The 20,512-nt window shown below is 71.7% G+C and carries 20 protein-coding genes and 1 pseudogene; 10 read left to right on the top strand and 11 right to left on the bottom strand.

All coding sequences use genetic code 11. The features are described from left to right. Positions 1-17: 17 nt before the first annotated feature. Together ACGFYV_RS23625 and ACGFYV_RS23620 are read left to right on the top strand one after the other, a co-directional pair. On the top strand, positions 18-647 hold the full coding sequence (locus ACGFYV_RS23625) for a TetR/AcrR family transcriptional regulator (protein ID WP_393880419.1): 630 nt from the start codon (positions 18-20) through the stop codon (positions 645-647). A gap of 61 nt (positions 648-708) precedes the next feature. Further along, positions 709-1,446: a bifunctional DNA primase/polymerase gene (locus ACGFYV_RS23620; protein WP_393880418.1), complete on the top strand. Its 738-nt coding sequence runs from the start codon at positions 709-711 to the stop codon at positions 1,444-1,446. Between the two features lie 71 nt (positions 1,447-1,517). Here the strand turns inward: ACGFYV_RS23620 and ACGFYV_RS23615 are convergent, their stop codons facing one another. The 4 genes from ACGFYV_RS23615 to efeO form a co-directional block, all read right to left on the bottom strand. Then, positions 1,518-2,510 carry a hypothetical protein gene (locus tag ACGFYV_RS23615; RefSeq protein ID WP_393880417.1) on the bottom strand — a complete coding sequence of 331 codons (993 nt, stop codon included), beginning with the start codon at positions 2,508-2,510 and terminating at the stop codon, positions 1,518-1,520. After that, positions 2,476-3,342, bottom strand: coding sequence for an iron uptake transporter permease EfeU (gene efeU, locus ACGFYV_RS23610; protein WP_393880416.1), 867 nt, complete (start codon positions 3,340-3,342; stop codon positions 2,476-2,478). The genes ACGFYV_RS23615 and efeU overlap by 35 nt, the downstream gene beginning before the upstream one ends. A 3-nt stretch (positions 3,343-3,345) precedes the next feature. Then, a complete protein-coding gene (efeB, locus tag ACGFYV_RS23605; protein WP_393880415.1) occupies positions 3,346-4,614 on the bottom strand; it encodes an iron uptake transporter deferrochelatase/peroxidase subunit in 1,269 nt (422 codons plus the stop codon). Between the two features lie 65 nt (positions 4,615-4,679). Further along, positions 4,680-5,816 carry an iron uptake system protein EfeO gene (gene efeO / locus ACGFYV_RS23600; RefSeq protein WP_393880414.1) on the bottom strand — a complete coding sequence of 379 codons (1,137 nt, stop codon included), beginning with the start codon at positions 5,814-5,816 and terminating at the stop codon, positions 4,680-4,682. Positions 5,817-6,072: 256 nt separating this feature from the next. On the opposite strand from efeO, the gene ACGFYV_RS23595 reads away from it, so the two are divergent. Beyond that, positions 6,073-6,801, top strand: a complete 729-nt coding sequence (locus tag ACGFYV_RS23595) for a PhzF family phenazine biosynthesis protein (protein WP_393880413.1) — start codon at positions 6,073-6,075, stop codon at positions 6,799-6,801. Here the strand turns inward: ACGFYV_RS23595 and ACGFYV_RS23590 are convergent. Continuing rightward, positions 6,798-7,445, bottom strand: coding sequence for a heme oxygenase (biliverdin-producing) (locus ACGFYV_RS23590; RefSeq protein WP_393880412.1), 648 nt, complete (start codon positions 7,443-7,445; stop codon positions 6,798-6,800). The two genes, ACGFYV_RS23595 and ACGFYV_RS23590, sit on opposite strands and share 4 nt — an antisense overlap. A 183-nt stretch (positions 7,446-7,628) precedes the next feature. Beyond that, positions 7,629-8,486: a type I methionyl aminopeptidase gene (gene map / locus ACGFYV_RS23585; RefSeq protein ID WP_393880411.1), complete on the bottom strand. Its 858-nt coding sequence runs from the start codon at positions 8,484-8,486 to the stop codon at positions 7,629-7,631. Positions 8,487-8,544: 58 nt separating this feature from the next. Between map and ACGFYV_RS23580 the strand changes: the two genes are divergently transcribed. Then, the gene (locus ACGFYV_RS23580; RefSeq protein WP_393880410.1) at positions 8,545-8,778 is read left to right on the top strand and encodes a hypothetical protein; all 234 of its coding nucleotides are present in this window, start codon (positions 8,545-8,547) and stop codon (positions 8,776-8,778) included. 118 nt (positions 8,779-8,896) lie between these two features. Here ACGFYV_RS23580 and ACGFYV_RS23575 read toward each other — a convergent pair. Further along, positions 8,897-9,148: pseudogene (locus ACGFYV_RS23575) on the bottom strand (transposase); the annotation flags it as partial. Positions 9,149-9,406: 258 nt separating this feature from the next. After that, positions 9,407-10,009 (bottom strand): hypothetical protein, encoded by a 603-nt coding sequence (locus ACGFYV_RS23570; protein ID WP_393880409.1) that lies wholly within the window; start codon positions 10,007-10,009, stop codon positions 9,407-9,409. Between the two features lie 144 nt (positions 10,010-10,153). On the opposite strand from ACGFYV_RS23570, the gene npdG reads away from it, so the two are divergent. After that, positions 10,154-10,879, top strand: a complete 726-nt coding sequence (gene npdG, locus ACGFYV_RS23565; RefSeq protein ID WP_393880408.1) for an NADPH-dependent F420 reductase — start codon at positions 10,154-10,156, stop codon at positions 10,877-10,879. 105 nt (positions 10,880-10,984) lie between these two features. Beyond that, positions 10,985-11,221, top strand: coding sequence for a hypothetical protein (locus tag ACGFYV_RS23560; protein ID WP_393880407.1), 237 nt, complete (start codon positions 10,985-10,987; stop codon positions 11,219-11,221). Here ACGFYV_RS23560 and ACGFYV_RS23555 read toward each other — a convergent pair. Continuing rightward, positions 11,211-12,011 (bottom strand): site-2 protease family protein, encoded by an 801-nt coding sequence (locus tag ACGFYV_RS23555; RefSeq protein WP_393880406.1) that lies wholly within the window; start codon positions 12,009-12,011, stop codon positions 11,211-11,213. The two genes, ACGFYV_RS23560 and ACGFYV_RS23555, sit on opposite strands and share 11 nt — an antisense overlap. Before the next feature lie 129 nt (positions 12,012-12,140). On the opposite strand from ACGFYV_RS23555, the gene ACGFYV_RS23550 reads away from it, so the two are divergent. Beyond that, positions 12,141-12,719: a Uma2 family endonuclease gene (locus ACGFYV_RS23550; protein WP_393880405.1), complete on the top strand. Its 579-nt coding sequence runs from the start codon at positions 12,141-12,143 to the stop codon at positions 12,717-12,719. Between the two features lie 2 nt (positions 12,720-12,721). Further along, entirely contained in the window at positions 12,722-16,099 is a 3,378-nt protein-coding gene (locus tag ACGFYV_RS23545) for a BTAD domain-containing putative transcriptional regulator (protein WP_393880501.1), read from the top strand. Between the two features lie 107 nt (positions 16,100-16,206). Here ACGFYV_RS23545 and ACGFYV_RS23540 read toward each other — a convergent pair whose 3' ends face one another. Then, the gene (locus ACGFYV_RS23540) at positions 16,207-17,016 is read right to left on the bottom strand and encodes an ABC transporter permease (protein ID WP_393880404.1); all 810 of its coding nucleotides are present in this window, start codon (positions 17,014-17,016) and stop codon (positions 16,207-16,209) included. Further along, positions 17,013-18,038 carry an ATP-binding cassette domain-containing protein gene (locus ACGFYV_RS23535; protein ID WP_393880403.1) on the bottom strand — a complete coding sequence of 342 codons (1,026 nt, stop codon included), beginning with the start codon at positions 18,036-18,038 and terminating at the stop codon, positions 17,013-17,015. The genes ACGFYV_RS23540 and ACGFYV_RS23535 overlap by 4 nt, the downstream gene beginning before the upstream one ends. A gap of 176 nt (positions 18,039-18,214) precedes the next feature. On the opposite strand from ACGFYV_RS23535, the gene ACGFYV_RS23530 reads away from it, so the two are divergent. Continuing rightward, positions 18,215-19,153, top strand: a complete 939-nt coding sequence (locus ACGFYV_RS23530; RefSeq protein ID WP_393880500.1) for an NAD-dependent epimerase/dehydratase family protein — start codon at positions 18,215-18,217, stop codon at positions 19,151-19,153. A gap of 269 nt (positions 19,154-19,422) precedes the next feature. After that, positions 19,423-20,373: an RNA polymerase sigma-70 factor gene (locus tag ACGFYV_RS23525; protein ID WP_393880402.1), complete on the top strand. Its 951-nt coding sequence runs from the start codon at positions 19,423-19,425 to the stop codon at positions 20,371-20,373. Positions 20,374-20,512: the final 139 nt, after the last annotated feature.

The following is a 20,512-nucleotide window of genomic DNA, read 5'->3' as shown; positions in this document are numbered from 1 at the left end:
CTTGTTAGCGTCACCCCATGGTGAAGAAGCCCGCCCCCGACGCCACCCGCCGCAGCGACAAGTCCCGCCGGGCGATCTACGCCGCCGCCCTCGACCTGGTCGGCGAGGTCGGGTACCCGAGGACGACGGTCGAGGGGATCGCGGCCCGCGCCGGGGTCGGCAAGCAGACGATCTACCGCTGGTGGCCCTCCAAGGCGGCCGTCCTGCTGGAGGCGTTCCTCGACCTGTCCGTGCAGGCGGCGCGGGAGGCGGGACAGGAGCCGTACGTCGTCCCCGACACCGGCGACCTGGCCGCCGACCTCAAGGCCGTGCTGCGGATCACGGTGGACCAGCTCGTCGACCCGCGCTTCGAGGTGCCCTCCCGGGCGCTGGCCGCCGAGGGAGTGGTCAACGAGCCCCTCGGCCGCGAGTTCGTGGGCAAGCTCCTCGAACCCCAGCTCCAGCTGTACGTCGACCGGCTGCGCTCCGCCCAGGACACCGGGGAGGTCCGGGCCGGCGTCGACCCCCGGATCGCCCTGGAACTGTTCGTCTCGCCGCTCGCACAGCGCTGGCTGCAACGGACCGGACCGATCACCTACGACTACACGGACACCCTGGTCGACTACGCGCTGCACGGAATCGGACCCCGGACACCCCCAAGCGCGTGAAGATGGGACGATAAGGCATGCTGTCCGCACACCAGCGGCGACCAGCGAGGCGAGGCGATACATGAGCGGGACGTTCGGCGGCCGGTCCGGCCGGCAGGGCAGACTCTCCCAGTGGCTGCGCGGACGCCGGCCGAAGGAGACGGACGCCGCCGACGGCGGCGGCCGTGAGGCCCTGCTGCTCGCCGCCGCCGCGGCGGGACTGCCGCTCGCGCCCGCCGCGCACCCCGCCGACGGCTACCGGTGCTCCTGTGTCCGCGTCGGCTGTCCCACCCCGGGCCGGCATCCGCTGTCGTTCGCGTGGCAGACCCAGTCCACCACCGACCGCGCCCAGATCGAGCGCTGGGCCCGGCACCAGCCGCAGGCCAACTTCATCACCGCCACCGGCATGACCCACGACGTCCTGGACGTGCCCCTGGAGGCGGGCCGGGAGGCGCTGGAGCGGCTGCTCGGCTCGGGCGTCGAGGTCGGCCCGGTCGCGGAGGGCGACGACGGCCGCATGCTGTTCTTCACCCTCACCCGGGGCACCCCCGAGGACGAGGACGAGTGGTGGCCGTGCCAGCTGGACTGCCACCCCGAGACCATGGACGAGCACCCCGGTATGCGCTGGCACTGCCGGGGCTCCTACGTCCTCGTACCCCCCGCCCGGCTGCCCGGCGACGACGAGCAGCAGGTGCGCTGGGTGCGCGGCCCCGAGCATCCGCTGCCCGACCCGCTGACCCTGCTGGAGGCCCTCACGGACGCGTGCGCGCGCCACGCGGGAACCGATCATCAGGGTGCCGCCTGGCCACTGCGCCGCTAGCGGCACCAGCAGCACGAGCGGCACCGGGGCCACCAAAGGCACCAGGGACACCAGCGGCGGCGCCGGGCGCCTTACTCGCCCTGTGCCGCCGTCAGGCCCACCACCCGCCCGATGACCGACACCGGGCCGCTGCCGGCCGGGTCGAGGGCGACCTGGTTGGAGATGAACTCCAGCGTCAGCGACTGCTTCACCTCGCCCTTGGTCAGGGCCTGCACGTCCTTGTTCGGGACCTGCACGGAGGTGCCCGGGGCGGCGGTCCGCTTCTCGAAGTGGTGCGCGGTGAAGAACACCAGCGCCCCTCCGTCCGCCGTGCGCAGCGCGAGCGGCGCGTAGTCGTCGCGGGTCAGCGGCTGGTCGATGTACTGCCGGACCAGGCCCGGCTTCTTGGCCTGCTTCGCGCGGTCACTGCGCCAGACACTGGTGTAGCTGCCGTCCGCGAACGTCTTCCCGCCGCTCTTCAGGTACGTCGTGTAGGTCCTGCTCAGCTCGCTGGGCGGCACCGCCTGCCCCGTGGTGTCGGCGGGCACCGTCTCGGCCCAGCCGTCCTTGTCCGTCTTGAACTTCGGTACGGAACCGGGCGCGACGAGCGTCAGATACGCCACCTGCCACGGCCTGCCGAGGTCGCTGCGCGTGAAGACCAGCAGCCAGCGGGCCGCGCCGCCCTTGTTGGCCTTGGTGTCCGCGACGAACCAGCGGGGCCAGCCGGCCTTCTTCGGGATGGTGAACGTCGCGTCCGTCAGCTCCAGCGGCGTGTGATCCGCGTTGCCCGCCGGGCTGTTGACGTGCCCCGCCCTCAGCCGGGCGGAGTCGATGTCGGACAGCGCCCCGGTGACGTAGTCCGCGTCCAGGGAGCTGTCGTAGGCCTTGTCGGCCTTGTTGTAGGCGTCCGTGAACTGCCGGAGCGCCTTGGCGGCCTCGGCGCGGGTGGTGGCGGGGAGGATCTCGCGCTCCCCGTGCACCACCACGCAGCCGCTCGCCGTCAGTGAGAGAGCGGCCAGTGAAGCCGCTATGAGTGCGTTCCGGTGCCGCCTACGAAGCCTTTGAGGGCTGCGTTCCCTGGTCATGAGGTGCCTTCACCTTCCCCTTCCCGGAGGCGAACCCTACCGGGGCGAAGAAGATCGCGAGAGTCGGGACCAGGTACAGCAGCCACACCGTGACCTGGATGACGGTCGGGTCCGGCTGGAAGTTGAGGACACCCTTGAGGAGCGTGCCGTACCAGCTGTCCGGCGGGATCGTGCCGCTGATGTCGAAGGCCAGGTCGGAGATGCCCGGGATCCAGTTGGCCTCCTGCAGGTCGTGGAAGCCGTACGCCAGCACGCCCGCCGCGACCACGACCAGCATGGCGCCGGTCCAGGTGAAGAACTTGGCCAGGTTGATCTTCAGGGCGCCCCGGTAGAACAGCCAGCCCAGCAGGACCGCGGTGGCGAGACCGAGGGCCACGCCGATCAGCGGGCGCGGGGTGCCGTCACTGGCCGCGTGCACCGAGGCCCACACGAACAGCGCGGTCTCCAGGCCCTCCCGGCCCACGGCCAGGAACGCGGTGGCGACCAGCGCGCCCGTGCCCATGGCGAGCGCGGCGTCCAGCTTGCCGTGCAGCTCCGACTTCAGGTGCCGGGCGGTGCGCCGCATCCAGAACACCATCCAGGTCACCAGGCCGACCGCGAGGACCGACAGCGAGCCGCCGAGCGCCTCCTGCGCCTCGAACGTCAGCTCCTGCGAGCCGAATTCCAGCGCGCAGCCGAAGCCCATGGCGATGGCGACGGCGATGCCGATACCGATCCAGATCGGCCTCAGGGCGTCCTTGCGGCCGGTCTTGACCAGGTAGGCGATCAGGATGCAGACGACGAGCGACGCCTCCAGACCCTCGCGCAGGCCGATCAGGTAGTTGGAGAACACGGCTCACGCCTCCTTGGAGAACAGCGTGCGGCCCCACCAGTCGTCCTTGTCGCGGACGCCGGGCGGAACGGCGAACACGGCCGAACCCACATGCTGGATGTACTCGTTGAGCGCGTCGTGCCCGGACAGCCTGCGCTGCAGCGGGATGAACCCCTCGCGGACGTCGCGCTGGTAGGCCAGGAAGAACAGGCCCGCGTCCAGGCGGCCGAGGCCGTCCGAGCCGTCCGTGAAGGAGTAGCCGCGGCGCAGGATGGTGATCCCGCCGTTGGAGTCGGGGTGCGCGAGGCGCACGTGCGCGTCCGGCTTCATCGCCTTCAGGAACGGCTCGTCGTGCTCCTTGGCCCTGCCGACCGGCGCGCCCTCGCCCTTGTCCCGGCCGAAGACGTCCTCCTGCTCCTGCAGCGAGGTCCGGTCCCAGGTCTCGATGTTCATCCGGATACGACGGGCGACGAGGTACGACCCACCGGTCATCCACGCCTCGTCCTTGCCGCCGTCGCCCTCGCCGACCCACACGAACTTCTTCAGGCGGTCGCTCTCCGATCCCGCGATGTTGCGGGTTCCGTCCTTGAAGCCCATCAGGTTGCGGGGCGTCTGGGCGTCCGGGGTGGTGGACGAGGTCTTGCCGAAGCCGAGCTGCGACCAGCGGATGGCGACCTTGCCGAAGCCGATGCGGGCCAGGTTGCGGATGGCGTGCACGGCGACCTGCGGGTCGTCCGCGCAGGCCTGGATGCACAGGTCGCCGCCGGTGCGCGTCCGGTCGAGGTTGTCGCCGGGGAACTTGGGCAGGTCGACGAGGGCCTCGGGCCGCTTGCCGGACAGGGAGAACCGGTCGAAGAGCGAGGGCCCGAAACCGATCGTCAGCGTCAGCCGGGAGGGCTTCAGACCCAGCGCCTCGCCGGTGTCGTCCGGCGGGGCCTCGGCGAGCCCGCCGTAGGCGCCGTCACCGACCGCCTTGCCGGCGGTCATCCGCCGGGCGGCGTCCGTCCAGTCCTTCAGCATCCGCACGAACTCGTCGCGGTCGTCGGTCTTCACGTCGAACGCGGCGAAGTGCAGCCGGTCCTGGACCGGGGTCGCGATACCCGCCTGGTGGGCGCCGTGGAACTCCACCGCGTTGCCGGTCTCCGCGGCCACCGGGGCGGCGTCGTCGCCGGTCCTCGCCACCGCGACGGCTCCGCCGGCCGCCGCGGCACCGAGCGCGAGCCCGGCGCCTCCCCAGCCGATCAGCGCCCGGCGCGACGGGCTGGCGCCCCGGCTCTCCTGGGTGTCGGTCATCGTCCTGCTCCCTGTCCTGCTTCGTCCTGCTCCGCGGTCCTACTGCGCGGCCGTACTTCGCGGTCCTACTTCGCGACCGCGGCGGCCAGCTTGGACAGCGGCTCGGCGAGCGCGTTCACCGCGTCCGACAGTTCCTTGCGCTGGTCCTTGGTGACCTTGTCGTAGGAGACGAACTCGTAGGAGTTCTTGTCCGCGCGGTACTTGTCGAGCAGCGTGTTCAGCGAGGCGAACTGCTTGTCCAGCTCGGTGGTCAGCGCCTTGTCGTTCTTCTGGGCGACCGGCTTCAGCAGCTCGTACGCCTTCTGGGCGCCCTCGACGTTGCCCTTGAAGTCGACCAGGTCGGTGTGCGCGTAGCGGTCCTCCTCACCGGTGACCTTGCCGGTGGCGACCTCGTCCAGCAGCTCCTTGGCGCCGTTGGCCATGGAGGTCGGGGTGATCTCGGCCTTGCCGACCCGCTTCTGCCAGTCCTTCAGGTCCGTCACCAGCTGGTCGGCGAGGGCCTTCTCCGTGGCGCCGGTCTTCTTGTCGTGCCACAGCGACTTCTCCAGGCGGTGCCAGCCGGTCCACTTCTGGCCGTCCTCCAGGCCGTCCTCGCGGACATCGACCTTCGGGTCGATGTCACCGAAGGACTCGGCGACCGGCTCGGTGCGCTCCCAGCCGAGGCGGGAGGGCGCGTACGCCTTCTTCGCGGCCTCCAGGTCGCCGTCCTTGACCGCCTTCGCGAACGTCTCGACGAGCGGCAGCGTGGCGTCGGCCTGCTGCTGCGCGTAGGCGCGGTAGTCGGCGACCGCCTTGTCGAGCTTCGGGTCCCGCTTCGCGGTCGTGCCGGAGCCGGTGACGGTGAGCTTCTGGCGGATGCCGTGGCCCTTCATGCCGGGGCGGCAGGCGATCTCGTACGAGCCGGCCTTCACCTCGGCGGTGAGCGTGTACTTCGTGCCCGGCCCGATGTTCTCCTTCTCGGAGACGATCCGGTCGTCCGGGAACACGATCTCGACCTCGGTGGCCTTCGAGCCCTTGTTCTCGATCTTCAGGGTCACATGACCCGCCGGGACCGACGTGGCGGAGGTCTCGCACTTGGTGTCGGCGGCGGTGACCTGGATGGCGTCGCCGTCCTTGGCATCGCTCTTCGCGGTGCAGGCCGAGAGGGCGGTCAGAGTCGCCACGGTGGCGGCGGCGGTGACGGTCAGTCGGACGGCTCGCATGCAGGCTCCAGCGGATCTGGTGTGGTGAGGCTGCCCTAACTTACCTGAGGCTTGCCTTAGCTGTACCCGCTGGGTCCCGATTCGCACCTCCCGGAAAGATCACAGGCACGGCTTGATCTCGACGACTTAAAAGAGCGGCCAATGAATGGTAAAGGGGGAATCAAGGGGTGGGAGGGTGGCACCCGCTCCTGGCCCTTGCCCGGCGGCGCTCCCGCCTGGGACGCTCTCGCCGGGGCCGCGATGTTTCAATTCCCCGGTGACTGACTACGACGTACTCCGCGTCTTCTGCGCACCGAACGGCGGCTACGGCAACGAACTCGGTGTCGTGCGCGACGGCTCCGTACTCCCCGGGCGCGGCGAGCGGCAGGAACTGGCCGCGAAACTCGGCTTCGGCGAGACCGTGTTCGTGGACGACCCCGAGCGCGGAGTGATCGACATCTACACCCCCACCCTGCGCCTGCCCTTCGCCGGGCACCCCTGCGTCGGCGCGGCCTGGCTGCTGGACATACCCGAACTCGTCACCCCCGCCGGAGTGGTGGGCACCCGGCTGGACGGCGAGTTCACCTGGATCGAGGCCCGCGCCGAGTGGGCCCCGCCGCACACCCTGCGTCAGTACGCGACGGCCGCCGAGGTCGACGCCCTCGACGTGCCCCCGCCCGGGGAGCGAAGCGAGATGGGGGTCCCCCCGGACGAAGTCCGGGGGAGGATCTACGCCTGGGCCTGGGAGGACGAGGCGGCCGGCCGCGTCCGTGCCCGCGCCTTCCCCGGCCGTATCGATGAGCGCGGCGTCAGCCGCTCCGGTGGAGCCGGTGCTTGCACCGGGGGCATCACCGAGGACGAGGCCACCGGCGCCGCGGCCCTCCTCCTCACTGAGCGCCTGGGTCGCGCCCTCAACATCACCCAGGGCAACGGCTCCCAGATCCTGACCGCACCCCAGCCGCACGGCTGGGTGGAGATCGGCGGCCGGGTGCTCCTGGAGCGCTAGGCGCTCAGCGGGAACTCCTTGTCCAGGGCACGGAAGACCTCCGTGTTCAGCTCGAACGCGTTCCTGCACTCCGCCACGATCCGCTGTCGCGCCACCTCGTCCGCCGCCACCTCGTCCAGCAGCTTGTGGTACGTCTGCTTGAACGCGGCCGGGTTGGATATCTGCTCGAAGACGTAGAAGCGGACCCCGTCGCCCTTCCGCGCGAAGCCCCACGTCCTCTCCGCGCGGTCGCGGATGATCTGGCCGCCGGCCAGGTCACCCAGGTAGCGGGTGTAGTGGTGGGCGACGTATCCGCTCGGCCAGCTCTCGGCGCACTCCCGGATCCGGTCCGTGTAGGTCAGGGCCTCGGGCAGGGCGGACAGGCCCTCCCGCCAGCCGTCGCCCCGCAGGTGCGCCAGGTCCCGCCCCAGCGCCTCCAGCCGGAACAGCTCCGGGCGGACGAAGGGGCCGGCCACCGGATCCGTCGCCAGCCGCTCGGCCGCGCTCTCCAGCGCCTCGTAGACGAACCACAGCTGCTCGGTGTAGCGCGCGTACGCGGGCACGTCCAGCCGGCCGCCGACCAGGTTGCCCATGAACGGCGAGGTCTTGGCCTCGTCGTGCTGCTCGCGCGACGCCGTGCGGATGAGAGTCGAGAACGGTTCCATGGACGCTCCTCGTTTTGCCGACCTGCTGTCGGTATCTTTACCACCAGACTGCCGGGAAACATCCTGGCCGGATCCGATTCCGATTCGACTCGAATTCGAGCCGCTTTTTGGCCATTCAGGACAGACGAAGAGCCCGCCCCGGACGTCGGACGTCGGGGCGGGCTCTCCTGGAGCGGGGGCCGGTCACGGCAGGGTCAGGATCTCCGCCCCCGTGTCCGTCACCACCAGCGTGTGCTCGAACTGGGCCGTCCGCTTGCGGTCCTTCGTCACGACGGTCCACCCGTCGTCCCACATCTCGTACTCGTACGTCCCCAGCGTCAGCATCGGCTCGATCGTGAACGTCATCCCCGGCTGCATGACGGTCGTCGCGTGCGGGCTGTCGTAGTGCGGGATGATCAGCCCGGAGTGGAACGCCGTGCTGATGCCGTGCCCGGTGAAGTCGCGCACGACGCCGTAGCCGAAGCGCTTGGCGTACGACTCGATGACGCGGCCGATGATGTTGATCTGCCGGCCGGGCCTGACCGCCTTGATCGCCCGGTTCAGCGACTCGCGGGTGCGCTCCACCAGCAGCCGGGACTCCTCGTCCACGTCCCCGACCAGGTAGGTGGCGTTGTTGTCGCCGTGCACGCCGCCGATGTACGCCGTCACGTCCAGGTTGACGATGTCGCCGTCCCTGAGGACCGTCGAGTCCGGGATGCCGTGGCAGATGACCTCGTTGACCGACGTGCACAGCGACTTCGGGAAGCCGCGGTAGCCGAGCGTGGACGGGTAGGCGCCGTGGTCGCACATGTAGTCGTGCGCGACCTTGTCCAGCTCGTCGGTGGTCACGCCGGGCGCGATGATCTTCGCCGCCTCCTCCATCGCCTGCGCGGCGATGCGGCCGGCGACCCGCATCGCCTCGATGGTCTCCGGGGTCTGCACCTCCGGTCCCGTGTACGGCTTGGGCGCGGGCTTTCCGACGTACTCGGGACGGCGGATGTTTCCGGGTACCGAACGGGTGGGAGACAGCTCCCCTGGTACGAGCAGTGACTGGCCAGACATGCCAGCGAGTCTAACCAGCGGGCATGGGGCACGATGTGCTTGGCGAGAGGAGTGGTTCATGGCCCTGTTCAAGAAGCGCACGGTCGGCAAGCCGGGCGAGTGGTACTACTGCCTGGAGCACAAGAAGGTCGAAGAGGGCCCGGAGTGCCCCGGCAAGGACCGGTTCGGCCCGTACGCCAGCCGGGAAGAGGCCCAGCACGCGATGGAGACCGCCCGCGAGCGCAACCTCGAATGGGAAACCGACCCCCGCTGGCACGACACCTCCCCTGAGGGCTCCCCGGACGATTCCTAATCGGGATGTCAAGTTGCGAGGGTGACGGGTTGTGTCGGCTGATAGCACCGTCCGTCACGCAGAAGAGCCCACAGGACGTTGACGCGCCGGCGGGCGAGGGCCATGACGGCTTGGCTGTCCGGCCGGGTATGTAGAGCAGCGGCTGGCCGTGGTTGAGCAGGACGGCGATCACCAGGGCGGCCCCGCCGTCCGCCAGGTCGATACCCCAGGTTGCTTCGTCACCCAGGTCGAGGACGTCGGCCGGGAGTTGCAGCAGCTCGGTCTCTTCGTTCGCCACGCGCCGCGACAACAGTCGCTTGCCGGTGTGGTCGATCACCACGCAGTGGTGGTGGGTCTTCCCGGCGTCGATGCCGGCCCAGATCGCTGTCACGTGCTTCTCCGCAGGTCGCTCGTACACGGGTACCACGGACGACCTCGCTGTCGAGTCCCTACTGAGCGATCAGTGCCGCAATTCCTGATGAGCAGCCGAGTCGTCGTGGGGTGCCGGGCGGCGAATCGTCCGAAGCCATACGTGCGGCACACGACTGAAAGCCACACCCGGCACCCCTGGGTGAGCCAACCCTACGAATGGCTCGCTCAGCCCGACCAACAACGTAGGGACGACTGACGCCCCGGCGATCCTCTGGTGTCACCAAGGGGCGGTCGGTGGGGCGGTCAGGGTTTCGGACAGGCGGGAGAGGCGGTCGCGGAAGCCTCGGCGGGCCCTCGGGGAGACACCGTTGGCGTTTTCGCCGGCCGCCGCGCTGACCAGGTGCTGGACGCTGTTCAGGTCCAGCTCCGCGCCGTCCGGGACGGCCAGCGTCTCGTGGGCCATCGCCGCGAGCTCCGCGCCGCCGGAGCCGAGGGTCAGCACGGTCACCCCGGCCCGCCGGGCCGCATGCACCCGTTCCAGCAGTTCCGCGGGCTCCTCGGGGGCGACCACCAGCAGGGTCTCGCCGCGCCGCGCCTCCTCGATCCTGCCCGGCCCGACCGCGAGGTGCGCGGGGTCGCCGGGGCGCGCGTCGTGCCGTACGAGCGTGGGAGCCAGTTCGGGGGTTCCTGACCAGGCGGCTTCGTCCACCAGGTGCGCGGCCAGGTGCCAGGGCTCGTACGCGGGCGTGCCCACCAGCAGCAGCCCGCCCCCGTGCGCCACCACCGATCCGCGCAGCACCCCCGCGAACCGCCGTGTGGCCCCCAGCCACTCGGTCCCGGCGAGCACTTCGCGCAGCAACGCGACCCGTACGGCGTCCATGCGACCGCATCCTGCCGCAACCGGCACCGTCGGGAGGGGGAGTTCGCCGTCGATTCGCTCGACCTGGGGACGGCCGTGGTCCTGGTGGTCCGGCGCGGATCACCCGGCCCCGGGCACAGGCACTCGCGGACGTAGAGTCGGCCCATGACCTCTACCGACAGCGCACAGACCGCCGCCGAGGCCCCCGCGAAGGCCCCTGCCAAGGACCCCTGGGACCTGCCCGACGTCTCCGGCCTCGTCGTCGGCGTGCTCGGCGGCACCGGGCCGCAGGGCAAGGGCCTCGCCTACCGGCTCGCCCGCGTCGGCCAGAAGGTGATCATCGGCTCGCGCGCCGCCGAGCGCGCGCAGGCGGCGGCCGAGGAACTCGGCCACGGCGTCGAGGGCCACGACAACGCCGAGACCGCGCGCCGCAGCGACATCGTGATCGTCGCCGTGCCCTGGGAGGGCCACGGCAAGACGCTCGAATCGCTGCGCGAGGACCTCGCCGGCAAGCTGGTCGTGGACTGCGTCAACCCGCTCGGCTTCGACAAGCAGGGCGCCTACGCCCTCAAGCCCGAGGAGGGCAGCGCCGCCCAGCAGGCCGCCGCGCTGCTGCCGGACTCCCGGGTCACCGCCGCCTTCCACCACCTGTCGGCCGTCCTCCTCCAGGACCCGGAGATCGAGCAGATCGACACCGATGTGATGGTGCTGGGGGAGGCGCGGGCCGACGTGGAGATCGTGCAGGCGCTGGCCGGGCGCATCCCCGGCATGCGGGGCGTCTTCGCGGGGCGGCTGCGAGGTGCCCATCAGGTCGAGTCGCTGGTCGCGAACCTGATCTCCGTCAACCGCCGCTACAAGGCGCACGCCGGGCTGCGCGTCACCGACGTGTGAGACCGGCGCGGGGGCGCATGACGGACGGCGCGTGAGCATGGGGGACACTGGTCGGCGAAGCAGTCGTGAGCAGTGTCCCCGTGTCCCCGACAGGAGCCGACCCCCATGCCCCGCATCGCCCTCTACGCCCTCGTCGTCTGCGTCCTCGCCGTGGCCGCGGCCGTCGTCTCCTTCGCCCAGGGCAGCTGGCTGGGGATCGTCTGGGTGCTGCTGGCCGGGCTGTCGTCCAACATGACCTGGTACTACGTCAAGCGCGGCCGGGCCGCCGCCGCGCAGCACACACAGCGCGCCCAGCACACGCAGGCCACGCACACCACGCAGACCACGTCCGTCACGGAGTGATCGCGCAGATCTCCGGGGTGCTCTCCCAGAAGCGGTAGATCCAGTAGCCGCAGGACGAGGCGCCGTCCTCGACCCCCAGCGCGTGCAGGATGCCGTAGACCACGTCGAAGAACCCGTCCCTGAACGACGGCACCCACAGCAGCGCGAACACGAACATCAGACCGAACGGCGCGAACGGCTCCACCTGCCGCTTCACCTTGTACGACAGCCACGGCTCGATGACGCCGTACCCGTCCAGGCCCGGCACCGGCAGGAAGTTCAGGATCGCCGCCGTCACCTGGAGCAGGGCGAGGAACGCCAGCGCGAACCGGAAGTCGCGGGGCACCCCGTCCAGGGCGCCCAGCCAGAAGGGCGCCGTGCACACGGCCGCGAACAGCACGTTCGTCAGAGGGCCCGCCGCCGAGATCAGGCTGTGCCGCCAGCGGCCCCGGATCCGGTTCCGCTCGATGAACACCGCGCCGCCCGGCAGGCCGATCCCGCCCATGATCAGGAAGACCAGCGGGAGCACGATGCTCAGCAGGGCGTGCGTGTACTTCAGCGGGTTCAGCGTGAGGTAGCCCTTCGCGCCGACCGTGATGTCCCCGCCGTGCAGGGCGGTGCGCGCGTGCGCGTACTCGTGCAGGCACAGCGAGACGACCCAGGCCGCCGTCACGAACAGGAACACCGCGACACCGGGCTGCGCGGCGAACCCCGTCCAGGTCGCCCAGCCGGTCACCGCCGTGACGGCCAGGATCCCGAGGAACACGGGGCTGATGCGCCGCTCGCCGGGGCGGATGGTGGTGGCGGTCATGGGGCTCCTGAGTCAGGTGTGGGCAGCACGAAGGTCGACCGTACCGGTGATGTGGGGGGAACGTCCGGCGGAAGGCCGGAGGTTCCTGGTAGTCGATGGTCTGTCGTCGCGTCGGCCGAGGGGATTTCCATGACGATCGCCGAGGGCTGGGTCGAGTTCGTCCAGGACACGATCCATGTGCCGAGGAGTGCGCGCCTGCGGCTGACGAGGAACGGGCTCACTGTGGTTCGTGTCACTCAGGCCCACGTGGCCACGGCCCGGCGCATCGCCAATCAGATCGAGCCAGGACTGCCCGGCTGGGGCGCGACGGGCGGGTTCTCGGTCGTCCCCGCCCGGGAGGGGTGCAAGCCGGAGCCCGACGCGTCGGCGTTGCCGGCGGAGCGGATCCGGCCGGACAGGTGCGAGATCGACGAAGCGCTGCTGCCCTTCGTGGTCGACGTCGTGTCGCCGCCGAGCAGGCACCACGACGACCACACCGAGCCCGGTCACTACGCCCTGCGCGGCATCCCCGCCTATCTGATCGTCGACGTCCTGGCCGCGACCTGGACGCTCCTGACCCGGCCCGGGAACGGCGCCTACCGGTGCACCCGGTCCGGCCCCTTCGGCAAGGAGATCGAGATCCCCGTCGCCGACCGGATCCTCACCCTCGACTCCTCCCGGTTCACGCGCGTCCGAAACCCGGAAGCGGGGCCGGGGCGTCCCCGGTGACAATGGACCCCGTGCGCTATCGCCTCCTCGGACCCACCCAGGCACTCCGCCCCGACGGCACGCCCGTCCCCCTCGGCGGGGCGCGGCTGCGTGCGCTGCTGAGCGTGCTCGCGCTCCGTGCCGGCCGGACCGTGCCGACCGATCTGCTGGTGGACGAGGTCTGGGGCGCCGACCCGCCCGCCGACGCCACCGGCGCGCTGCAGGCGCTGGTCGGCCGGCTCCGCAGGGCGCTGGGCGCCGTCGCCGTCGCCTCCGCGGAGGGCGGCTACCGGCTCGCCGCCGCCCCCGACGACATCGACCTCACCCGCTTCGACCGGCTGACCGGCGAGGGCCTCGCCGCCCTCGCCGACGGCGACCCGGCCAAGGCGGCCGTCGTCCTGGAGGACGCCCTCGCCCTGTGGCACGGCCCCGCCCTCGCCGACCTGCCCGGCCACACCGCGGAGGCCGCCCGCCTGGAGACCCGCCGACTGGACGCCTTGCGGGCCCGGCACACCGCCGCCCTCGCCCTCGGCCGCGCCGAGCAGTCCCTGCCCGAGCTGGCCGCCCTGTGCGACAGCCACCCGCTGGACGAGCCGCTCCAGGCGCTGCGGCTGCGCGCCCTGCGCGACGCCGGCCGCCCGGCCCAGGCCCTGGCCGCCTACGAGGACGTACGCCGGCTCCTCGCCGACCGGCTCGGCTCCGACCCCGGGCCCGAGCTGCGCGCCCTGCACACCGAACTGCTCACCGAGCCCCCGCCGCAGCAACGGACCGCGCAGCAGCCATGGGCAACCGCACCGCAGCCACTGACCGCCCAGCAGCCATGGACGACCGCACCGCAGCCATGGACCGCGCCGCACCCACGAACCGCGCCGCCTGCCTGGCCCACGCCCGCCGCCGCGCCCGGCAACCTGCCCGCCCGGCTCACCTCCTTCGTCGGCCGCGAGAGCGACATCACGGCCATCGGCGCCGACCTCGCCGCCGCCCGGCTGGTCACCCTGCTCGGGCCCGGCGGCGCCGGCAAGACCCGTCTGTCGCAGGAGGCCGCCGAGGCGGTACGGGACACCGTCCGGGACGGGGTGTGGCTGGCCGAGCTGGCCCCCGTGGACGACCCGGACGCCGTACCGCAGGCCGTGCTGACCGCCGTCGGCGCCCGCGAGACCGTGCTGCACGGCGCCGGCGCCGAGACCATGCGCGCGGTCACCGAGCGGCACGACCCCGTCGACCAGCTCGTGGAGCACTGCGCCCGGCGCCGGATGCTGCTGATCCTCGACAACTGCGAGCACGTCGTGGAGGCCGCCGCCCAGCTGGCCGAGCGGCTGCTGGCCCGCTGCCCGCAGCTGACCGTCCTCGCCACCAGCCGCGAGCCGCTCGGCGTGCCGGGCGAGGTGGTGCGGCCCCTGGAGCCGCTGCCCGAACCGGTCGCGCTGCGGCTGCTCGCCGACCGGGGCGCGGCTGCCCGGCCCGGATTCCGCGTCGAGGACGACCCCGAGGCGTGCGCCGAGATCTGCCGCCGCCTGGACGGGCTGCCCCTCGCGATCGAGCTGGCCGCCGCCCGGCTTCGCATGCTCACCCCCCGCCAGATAGCCGACCGGCTCGACGACCGGTTCCGGCTGCTCACCAGCGGCAGCCGCACCGTGCTGCCCCGCCAGCAGACTTTGCGCGCCGTCGTGGACTGGTCCTGGGACCTCCTCGACGCGGACGAACGCGACGTCCTGTCCCGGCTGTCGCTGTTCGCGGGCGGCTGCGATCTGGCCGCCGCCGAGGCCGTGTGCGGCCCGGCCGCCCTGGACGCGCTCGGCTCCCTGGTCGACAAGTCCCTGGTGGTGGCCTCCCCCTCGGCCGACGGCGCGATGCGCTACCGGCTGCTGGAGACCGTCGCCGAGTACGCGGCCGAACGGCTCGACGAGACCGGACACCGCGCCGGTGCCGAACGCGCCCATCTGACGTACTACCGCGAACTCGCCCGCACCGCCGACCCGTTGCTGCGTGGCCGCGAGCAGCGCGCCGCCATCGACCGGATCCAGCTGGAGTACGAGAACCTGCGCACCGCCCTGCGGCACGCCGTCGCCGCCGGCGACGAGCAGGAGGGGCTCGTCCTGGTGCTGTCCCTGGTCTGGTACTGGCAGATGCGCGACCTGCGCCTGGACGCCCGCACCTGGTGCCAGGAGGTCATGGCGCTCGGCCCCGACCCGTTCACCGAGCCGGCCGAGCCCGCCCGCCCGGTGTGGCAGCGCTGCACCGACACCCCGCCGCCGCTCACCGGCGACATCCTCGCCGAGGCCCGGCGCGGCGTCCACCTCGCCCATCTCGCCTGCATGGACACCGAGTTGGAGACCTGGCAGACTCCCGCGGCCCAGGGCAAGCTGCGCGTCATCACCCGGGTCTACGAGCCGGGGATGCCGCAGACCTGCCGGGTCCCCGGCATGATGTGGTTCTTCGCCGAGATGCTGACCAGCGGCGTGGACCGGCTGCGCATGATCCTCGACTCCGCCGTACGGACCTGCCGGGACACGCCCGGCTTCGAGTGGGAGCTGGCCGGCGCCCTGCGGATGCGGGCCAACATCCAGGCGAATCGCACCGAATGGGCGGGCGACGCCGCCCGCGACGCCGACGAGGCCCTGGAGATCTACCGCCGCCTCGGCGACGAATGGGGCCTCGCCGAGGCCCTGTCCGCCCGGGGCGAGGCCCACGAGCGCAAGGGCGACTACCGCGCGGCAGCCGCCGACTACGAGTCCGCGACCGTCCACGCCGAACGCCTCGGCGCCCGCGCCCAGATGGCCGTGCTCGGCGCCCGGCTCGGCAGCGTCCTCATGGAGGCGGGCGAGCTGGAACGCGGGGAGAGCCTGCTGCGCGAGGTCATCGCCGCGCAGGACGGCATCCCCAACGAGGCCATGCCCGCGGCCCGGCTCTTCCTCGCCTGCTGGCTCTCCCTGACCGGCCGCGTCTCCGAGGCCCGCGACCAACTGCGGCTGCTGCGCGAGGAGTTCAAGATCGCGCACTTCGTCGTCTTCGACGCGATGATCCTCGGCCAGGAGGCGTGGGTCGACGCCCTGGACGGCCGCGGGCAGGAGGCCCTGACCCGCGTCCGTACGGCGATGCGGCTGTCCCGCGACCCGCTGTCCGAGGCGATCACCCCGCATCTGCCCTCCATCTGCCTCACCGTCGCGGCCATGGCTCTGGCCCGGCTCGACGGCGGCGACCGGGCCGCCGACGCCGCCCGCTGCCTGGGCACCGCCCAGGCCCTGCTGCCGTCCGGACACGTCCCCTCCGGCGTGGAGCGCCGTGTCAACGACCTCACCGAGGCCCGTATCCGCGAGTCCCTCGACGGCCCGGCGTACGAGGCCGCGTACGCCGAGGGCGGCGGCCTCTCCCTCGCGGAGGCCACCGCCCTGGTGCTCTGAGCGGGCCGAAGTCAGCTCTGCGTGACGTCGGCTCAGCGTGGCGTCGGCTCTGCGTGACGCCAGTTCTTCGTGACGCCAGTTCTTCGTGACGTCGGCTCTGCGTGACGTCAGCTCTTCGTGCGGAACTTGTGGATGGCGACCGGCGCCATCACCGCGGTGATCGCCACCGACCAGGCCACCGTCACCCACAGGTCGTGGGCGACCGGGCCGCCCACCATCAGACCGCGGGCCGCGTCCGCGAGCGTGGACAGCGGGTTGTAGTCGGTGAAGGCCTGCAGCCAGCTCGGCATCGACTTGGTCGGCGCGAAGATCGACGAGCCGAACTGGAGCGGGAACAGCACCAGGAAACCCATCGCCTGCACGGACTGCGCGCTCTTCATGACCACGCCGAGGGTGAGGAACACCCACATGATCGACGAGGCGAACAGCGCGGACAGCCCCACGGTCGCGAACAGGCCGGGCCAGCTGGTGATGTGGAACCCGACCAGGACCGCCACGACCATCAGGACGGCCGTCGCGAACAGCATCCGGCCCAGCTCGACGGCGATCTTCGCGAACAGCACCGAGCCGCGCCCGATCGGCAGGGACCGGAAGCGGTCCATGACGCCGCTGTTGATGTCCTGGCTGAAGCCGGTGCCGACGCCCTGCGACATCGTCATGCTCATCATCGCCAGCATGCCGGGGATGACGTACTGCACGTACCGGTCCTGGCCGCCGCCCAGCGCCTGCCCGATCGAGCCGCCGAAGACGAACACGAACAGCAGCGTGAAGATGATCGGCATCAGCAGCGCGTCGAACATCGACTCCGGGTCCTGGCGGATCCACAGCAGGTTGCGGCGGATCAGCGCCCCGGTGTGCCTCAGGTGCCCGCGCAGCGGGATACGGACGTCGTTCTGCGGTGCGGCGATGGCGCTCATACGGCGACCTCCTCGCGGGATCCGGTGGGCACGGTGTCCTGCGGGGCACTGGCGCGGTGGCCGGTGAGGGACAGGAACACCTCGTCCAGGCTGGGCAGTTCGGTGGTGATGGAGGAGATCGTGATGCCGCGCGCGGTGACCGCGCCGACCACGGCGGTCAGCTGCTCGTCGCTGAGGATCGGCACCAGCAGCGTCCCGGTCTCGGTGTCCACGGTGGTGGTCGCGAGCCCGGTGATGCCCAGCTCGTCCAGCATCCCGGCGAGCGGCCGCAGCTGCAGCGGGTCCACCGGTCGCACGCGCAGGGTGCGCCCGCCGACCTTGGCCTTCAGCTCTTCGATGCGGCCGTTCGCGATGACCTTGCCGCGGTCCACGACGGTCAGCTCGGAGGCGAGCTGCTCGGCCTCCTCCATGTACTGGGTGGTGAGCAGCACGGTGACCCCGTCGCCGACCATGGCCTTGACCTCGTCCCACACCTCGTTGCGGGTGCGCGGGTCGAGCCCGGTGGTCGGCTCGTCCAGGTACAGCACCGCGGGGCGCCCGATCATCGAGGCGGCGAGGTCGAGGCGCCGCCGCATACCGCCGGAGTACGTGCTCGCCGGCCGCCTGGCGGCCTCCGTCAGCGAGAACCGCTCCAGCAGCTCGTCGGCGCGGGTCCGGGCGTCCTTGCGGGGCAGGTCCAGCAGTCGCCCGATCATGTACAGGTTCTCCCAGCCCGAGAGCTTCTCGTCGACCGAGGCGTACTGCCCGGTCAGGCCGATCACCCGGCGCAGCTGGCGGGGCTGGCGTACGACGTCGTAGCCGGCCACGGTGGCCTGCCCGGAGTCCGGGGTGAGCAGGGTGGACAGGATCCGTACGAGGGTGGTCTTCCCGGCGCCGTTCGGCCCGAGGACGCCCATCACGGTGCCCTCGCGCACGTCGAGGTCGACACCGTCGAGCGCCTTGGTCTCGCCGTAGTGCTTGACCAGCCCCCGCACGGTCACGGCGGGGCGTCCGCCGACGGGGTTGTCATCGATTCGCGTCATGCCCAGGACCGTGCCAGAGCCGACCGACAAACCACCGACAGAGTGCCGACATCGCACCGACATCGGGGCTGCGCCGCGTCCGCACGGTGTCTGCCGGGGGGCGTGTCACAGACGGAGCGGCTGTCTCGTCCTGCTCTCGGAGACAGGCTCCGGCATCGGGAAGGCTCGGGAAGGTGATGGGCATGCGCGTGTTCGTGGCGGGCGGGAGCGGGGTCCTCGGGCGGCGGCTGGTGCCCCGGCTGCTGGCCCGGGGCCATCAGGTGACGGCCACGACGACGAGCGAGGCCAAGCTGGGCGCGCTGCGGCGGCTGGGCGCGGACGGCGTCGTGATGGACGGGCTGGACGCGGTCGCCGTCCGGGAGGCGGTGGCCGGGGCCCGGCCCGACGTGGTCGTGCACCAGATGACCGCGATCTCCGTGACCCACGCCGGCAAGCCCGACATCAAGCACCCGGACCGCTGGTTCGCCCGGACCAACCGGCTGCGCAAGGAGGGCACCGAGCACCTGCTGGCCGCGGCCGGGGAGTCCGGCGTGCCGCACTTCGTCGTGCAGGGCTACGCCAGCTGGAACGGCGCCCCCGAGGGCGGGTGGGTCAAGACCGAGGAGGACCCGCTCAACCTCATGGAGGGGACCGCGGCCCACGCGGGCCTGGAGATCCTCCGCGACGCCGAGCGGTCCGTCCTCGACTTCGGCGGCGTGGCCCTGCGCTACGGCGCCTTCTACGGCCCCGGCGCCACCGACGACCAGGTCGAGCTGATCCGCAGACGCCAGTACCCGCTCGTCGGGCGGGGCACCGGCTACAGCTCCTGGATACACCTCGACGACGCGGCGAGCGCCACCGTCCTCGCGGTCGAGCAGAAGGCACGGGGCGTCTTCAACATCGTCGACGACGAACCCGCCCCGGCGAACGAATGGCTCCCGTATCTCGCCGAGTGCGCGGGCGCGAAGCGTCCGATGCGGGTACCGGTCTGGCTGGCCCGCCTCCTCGCCGGCGACCAGGCGGTCACCATGATGATCGACGGCCGCGGCTTCTCCAACGCCAAAGCCAAACGAGACCTCGGCTGGCACCTGCGCTACCCCTCCTGGCGCCAGGGCTTCAAGGAGGCCCTGACGTGACCACGGACCAGCCTGGGCCTGTTCATGCGGGGCAGTCCCGGACGGCCCGCGCGGGGCTGTCCGGGGCAGCCCGCGAGGAACGGTCCGGGCCCGCCCGCGAGGAGCAGCCTGGATCCGCTCGTGCGGAGCAGTCCGGATCCGGTCGTCCGGGGCGCGACGGGCAGAGCCGGTCAGGGCGCGACGGGCGGAGCCGACCAGCGCGGGACGGGCAGGGGCGGGTCGAGCAGGGTGCGACGGGGCGGGCCGGGGGGTTCGAGGAGTTGAGGCCGTTGTTGTTCTCGATCGCCTACCGGATCCTCGGCAGCGTGAGCGAGGCCGAGGACGCCGTGCAGGAGACATGGCTGCGGTACGAGTTCGCGCCGACGGCGCCCGTCTCGCCGAAGTCGTACCTCTCGGCGGTCGTCACCCGGATCTCGATCGACGTGCTGCGGTCGGCCAGGGTCCGGCGGGAGGAGTACGTCGGGCCGTGGTTCCCCGAGCCGCTGCTCAGCGACCCCTACGAGGACCCGGAGCGGTCGGCGGAGCTGTCCGACTCCCTGTCGACGGCGGCGCTGTTGCTGCTGGAGCGGCTGACCCCGCTCGAACGGGCCGTCTTCGTGCTGCGGGAGGTGTTCGCGTTCGGCTTCCCGGAGATCGCCTCCGCGGTGGGCCGCTCGGAGGCCGCGTGCCGGCAGCTCGCGGTACGGGCCCGCCGCCACATGGACGCGGGACGGCCTCGGTTCGAGGCCGGCCGCAAGGAACGCGAGGAACTCGCCGGCCGCTTCTTCGACGCCTTCCGGGAGGGCGACGTCGACGCGCTGCGCGAACTGCTCGCCGCGGATGTGCACATGGTCGGCGACGGCGGTGGCAAGGCCCCGCAGTGGAGCGCGGGCGTCCTCGGCGTCGAGAACGTGGCCCGTGCACTCGTCTCCCTCGGTTCGCTGTTCGCCCGGGTCGACGGCGTCGTGGAGCCCCTTCAGCTGAACGGCCAGGCCGGCGCGATCCTGCGCGACCGGGACGGCAAGGTCGTCACCGCCTGGACCCTCGACATCCTCGACGGCCACATCCAGACGATCCGCACGGTCCTCAACCCCGACAAGCTCCACCACGTGGGCCCGGTGGCAGACATCTGGTCCCTCCTGCACGAGGCCCGCCGCCTCGACCACGAGCACCGTCCACCGGGACACCCCACCACCCCCACCGACGAACCCCCGACGACCACCACCGCAACCACCAATTGAGCAACCACGACGGCGGCCGACCACATCCGCGAGAGCGGCGCCGGCTTACTGATCGTTTCAGAATGAGGTTCGTAGGCGGCGGAGGCATATGAGACTGCAGGCCAGTTCGAGCAGGCCCTGGTGGAGATCGGCGCGTCGT

It is taken from the genome of Streptomyces sp. NPDC048297, from assembly GCF_043201585.1.
GTDB lineage: Bacteria > Actinomycetota > Actinomycetes > Streptomycetales > Streptomycetaceae > Streptomyces.
This window is presented reverse-complemented; position numbering and strand designations above follow the sequence as displayed.

Bases quoted from the DNA above. Each gene is read 5' to 3' on its own strand.
- ACGFYV_RS23620 (WP_393880418.1), top strand. From the start codon at position 709: ATGAGCGGGACGTTCGGCGGCCGGTCCGGCCGGCAGGGCAGACTCTCC.
- ACGFYV_RS23560 (WP_393880407.1), top strand. From the start codon at position 10,985: ATGCCCCGCATCGCCCTCTACGCCCTCGTCGTCTGCGTCCTCGCCGTG.
- ACGFYV_RS23535 (WP_393880403.1), bottom strand. From the start codon at position 18,038: ATGACGCGAATCGATGACAACCCCGTCGGCGGACGCCCCGCCGTGACC.
- ACGFYV_RS23550 (WP_393880405.1), top strand. From the start codon at position 12,141: ATGACGATCGCCGAGGGCTGGGTCGAGTTCGTCCAGGACACGATCCAT.
- ACGFYV_RS23555 (WP_393880406.1), bottom strand. From the start codon at position 12,011: ATGACCGCCACCACCATCCGCCCCGGCGAGCGGCGCATCAGCCCCGTG.
- efeO (WP_393880414.1), bottom strand. From the start codon at position 5,816: ATGCGAGCCGTCCGACTGACCGTCACCGCCGCCGCCACCGTGGCGACT.
- efeB (WP_393880415.1), bottom strand. From the start codon at position 4,614: ATGACCGACACCCAGGAGAGCCGGGGCGCCAGCCCGTCGCGCCGGGCG.
- map (WP_393880411.1), bottom strand. From the start codon at position 8,486: ATGTCTGGCCAGTCACTGCTCGTACCAGGGGAGCTGTCTCCCACCCGT.
- ACGFYV_RS23590 (WP_393880412.1), bottom strand. From the start codon at position 7,445: ATGGAACCGTTCTCGACTCTCATCCGCACGGCGTCGCGCGAGCAGCAC.
- npdG (WP_393880408.1), top strand. From the start codon at position 10,154: ATGACCTCTACCGACAGCGCACAGACCGCCGCCGAGGCCCCCGCGAAG.
- ACGFYV_RS23615 (WP_393880417.1), bottom strand. From the start codon at position 2,510: ATGACCAGGGAACGCAGCCCTCAAAGGCTTCGTAGGCGGCACCGGAAC.
- ACGFYV_RS23570 (WP_393880409.1), bottom strand. From the start codon at position 10,009: ATGGACGCCGTACGGGTCGCGTTGCTGCGCGAAGTGCTCGCCGGGACC.
- ACGFYV_RS23540 (WP_393880404.1), bottom strand. From the start codon at position 17,016: ATGAGCGCCATCGCCGCACCGCAGAACGACGTCCGTATCCCGCTGCGC.
- ACGFYV_RS23625 (WP_393880419.1), top strand. From the start codon at position 18: ATGGTGAAGAAGCCCGCCCCCGACGCCACCCGCCGCAGCGACAAGTCC.
- ACGFYV_RS23530 (WP_393880500.1), top strand. From the start codon at position 18,215: ATGGGCATGCGCGTGTTCGTGGCGGGCGGGAGCGGGGTCCTCGGGCGG.
- ACGFYV_RS23545 (WP_393880501.1), top strand. From the start codon at position 12,722: ATGGACCCCGTGCGCTATCGCCTCCTCGGACCCACCCAGGCACTCCGC.
- ACGFYV_RS23580 (WP_393880410.1), top strand. From the start codon at position 8,545: ATGGCCCTGTTCAAGAAGCGCACGGTCGGCAAGCCGGGCGAGTGGTAC.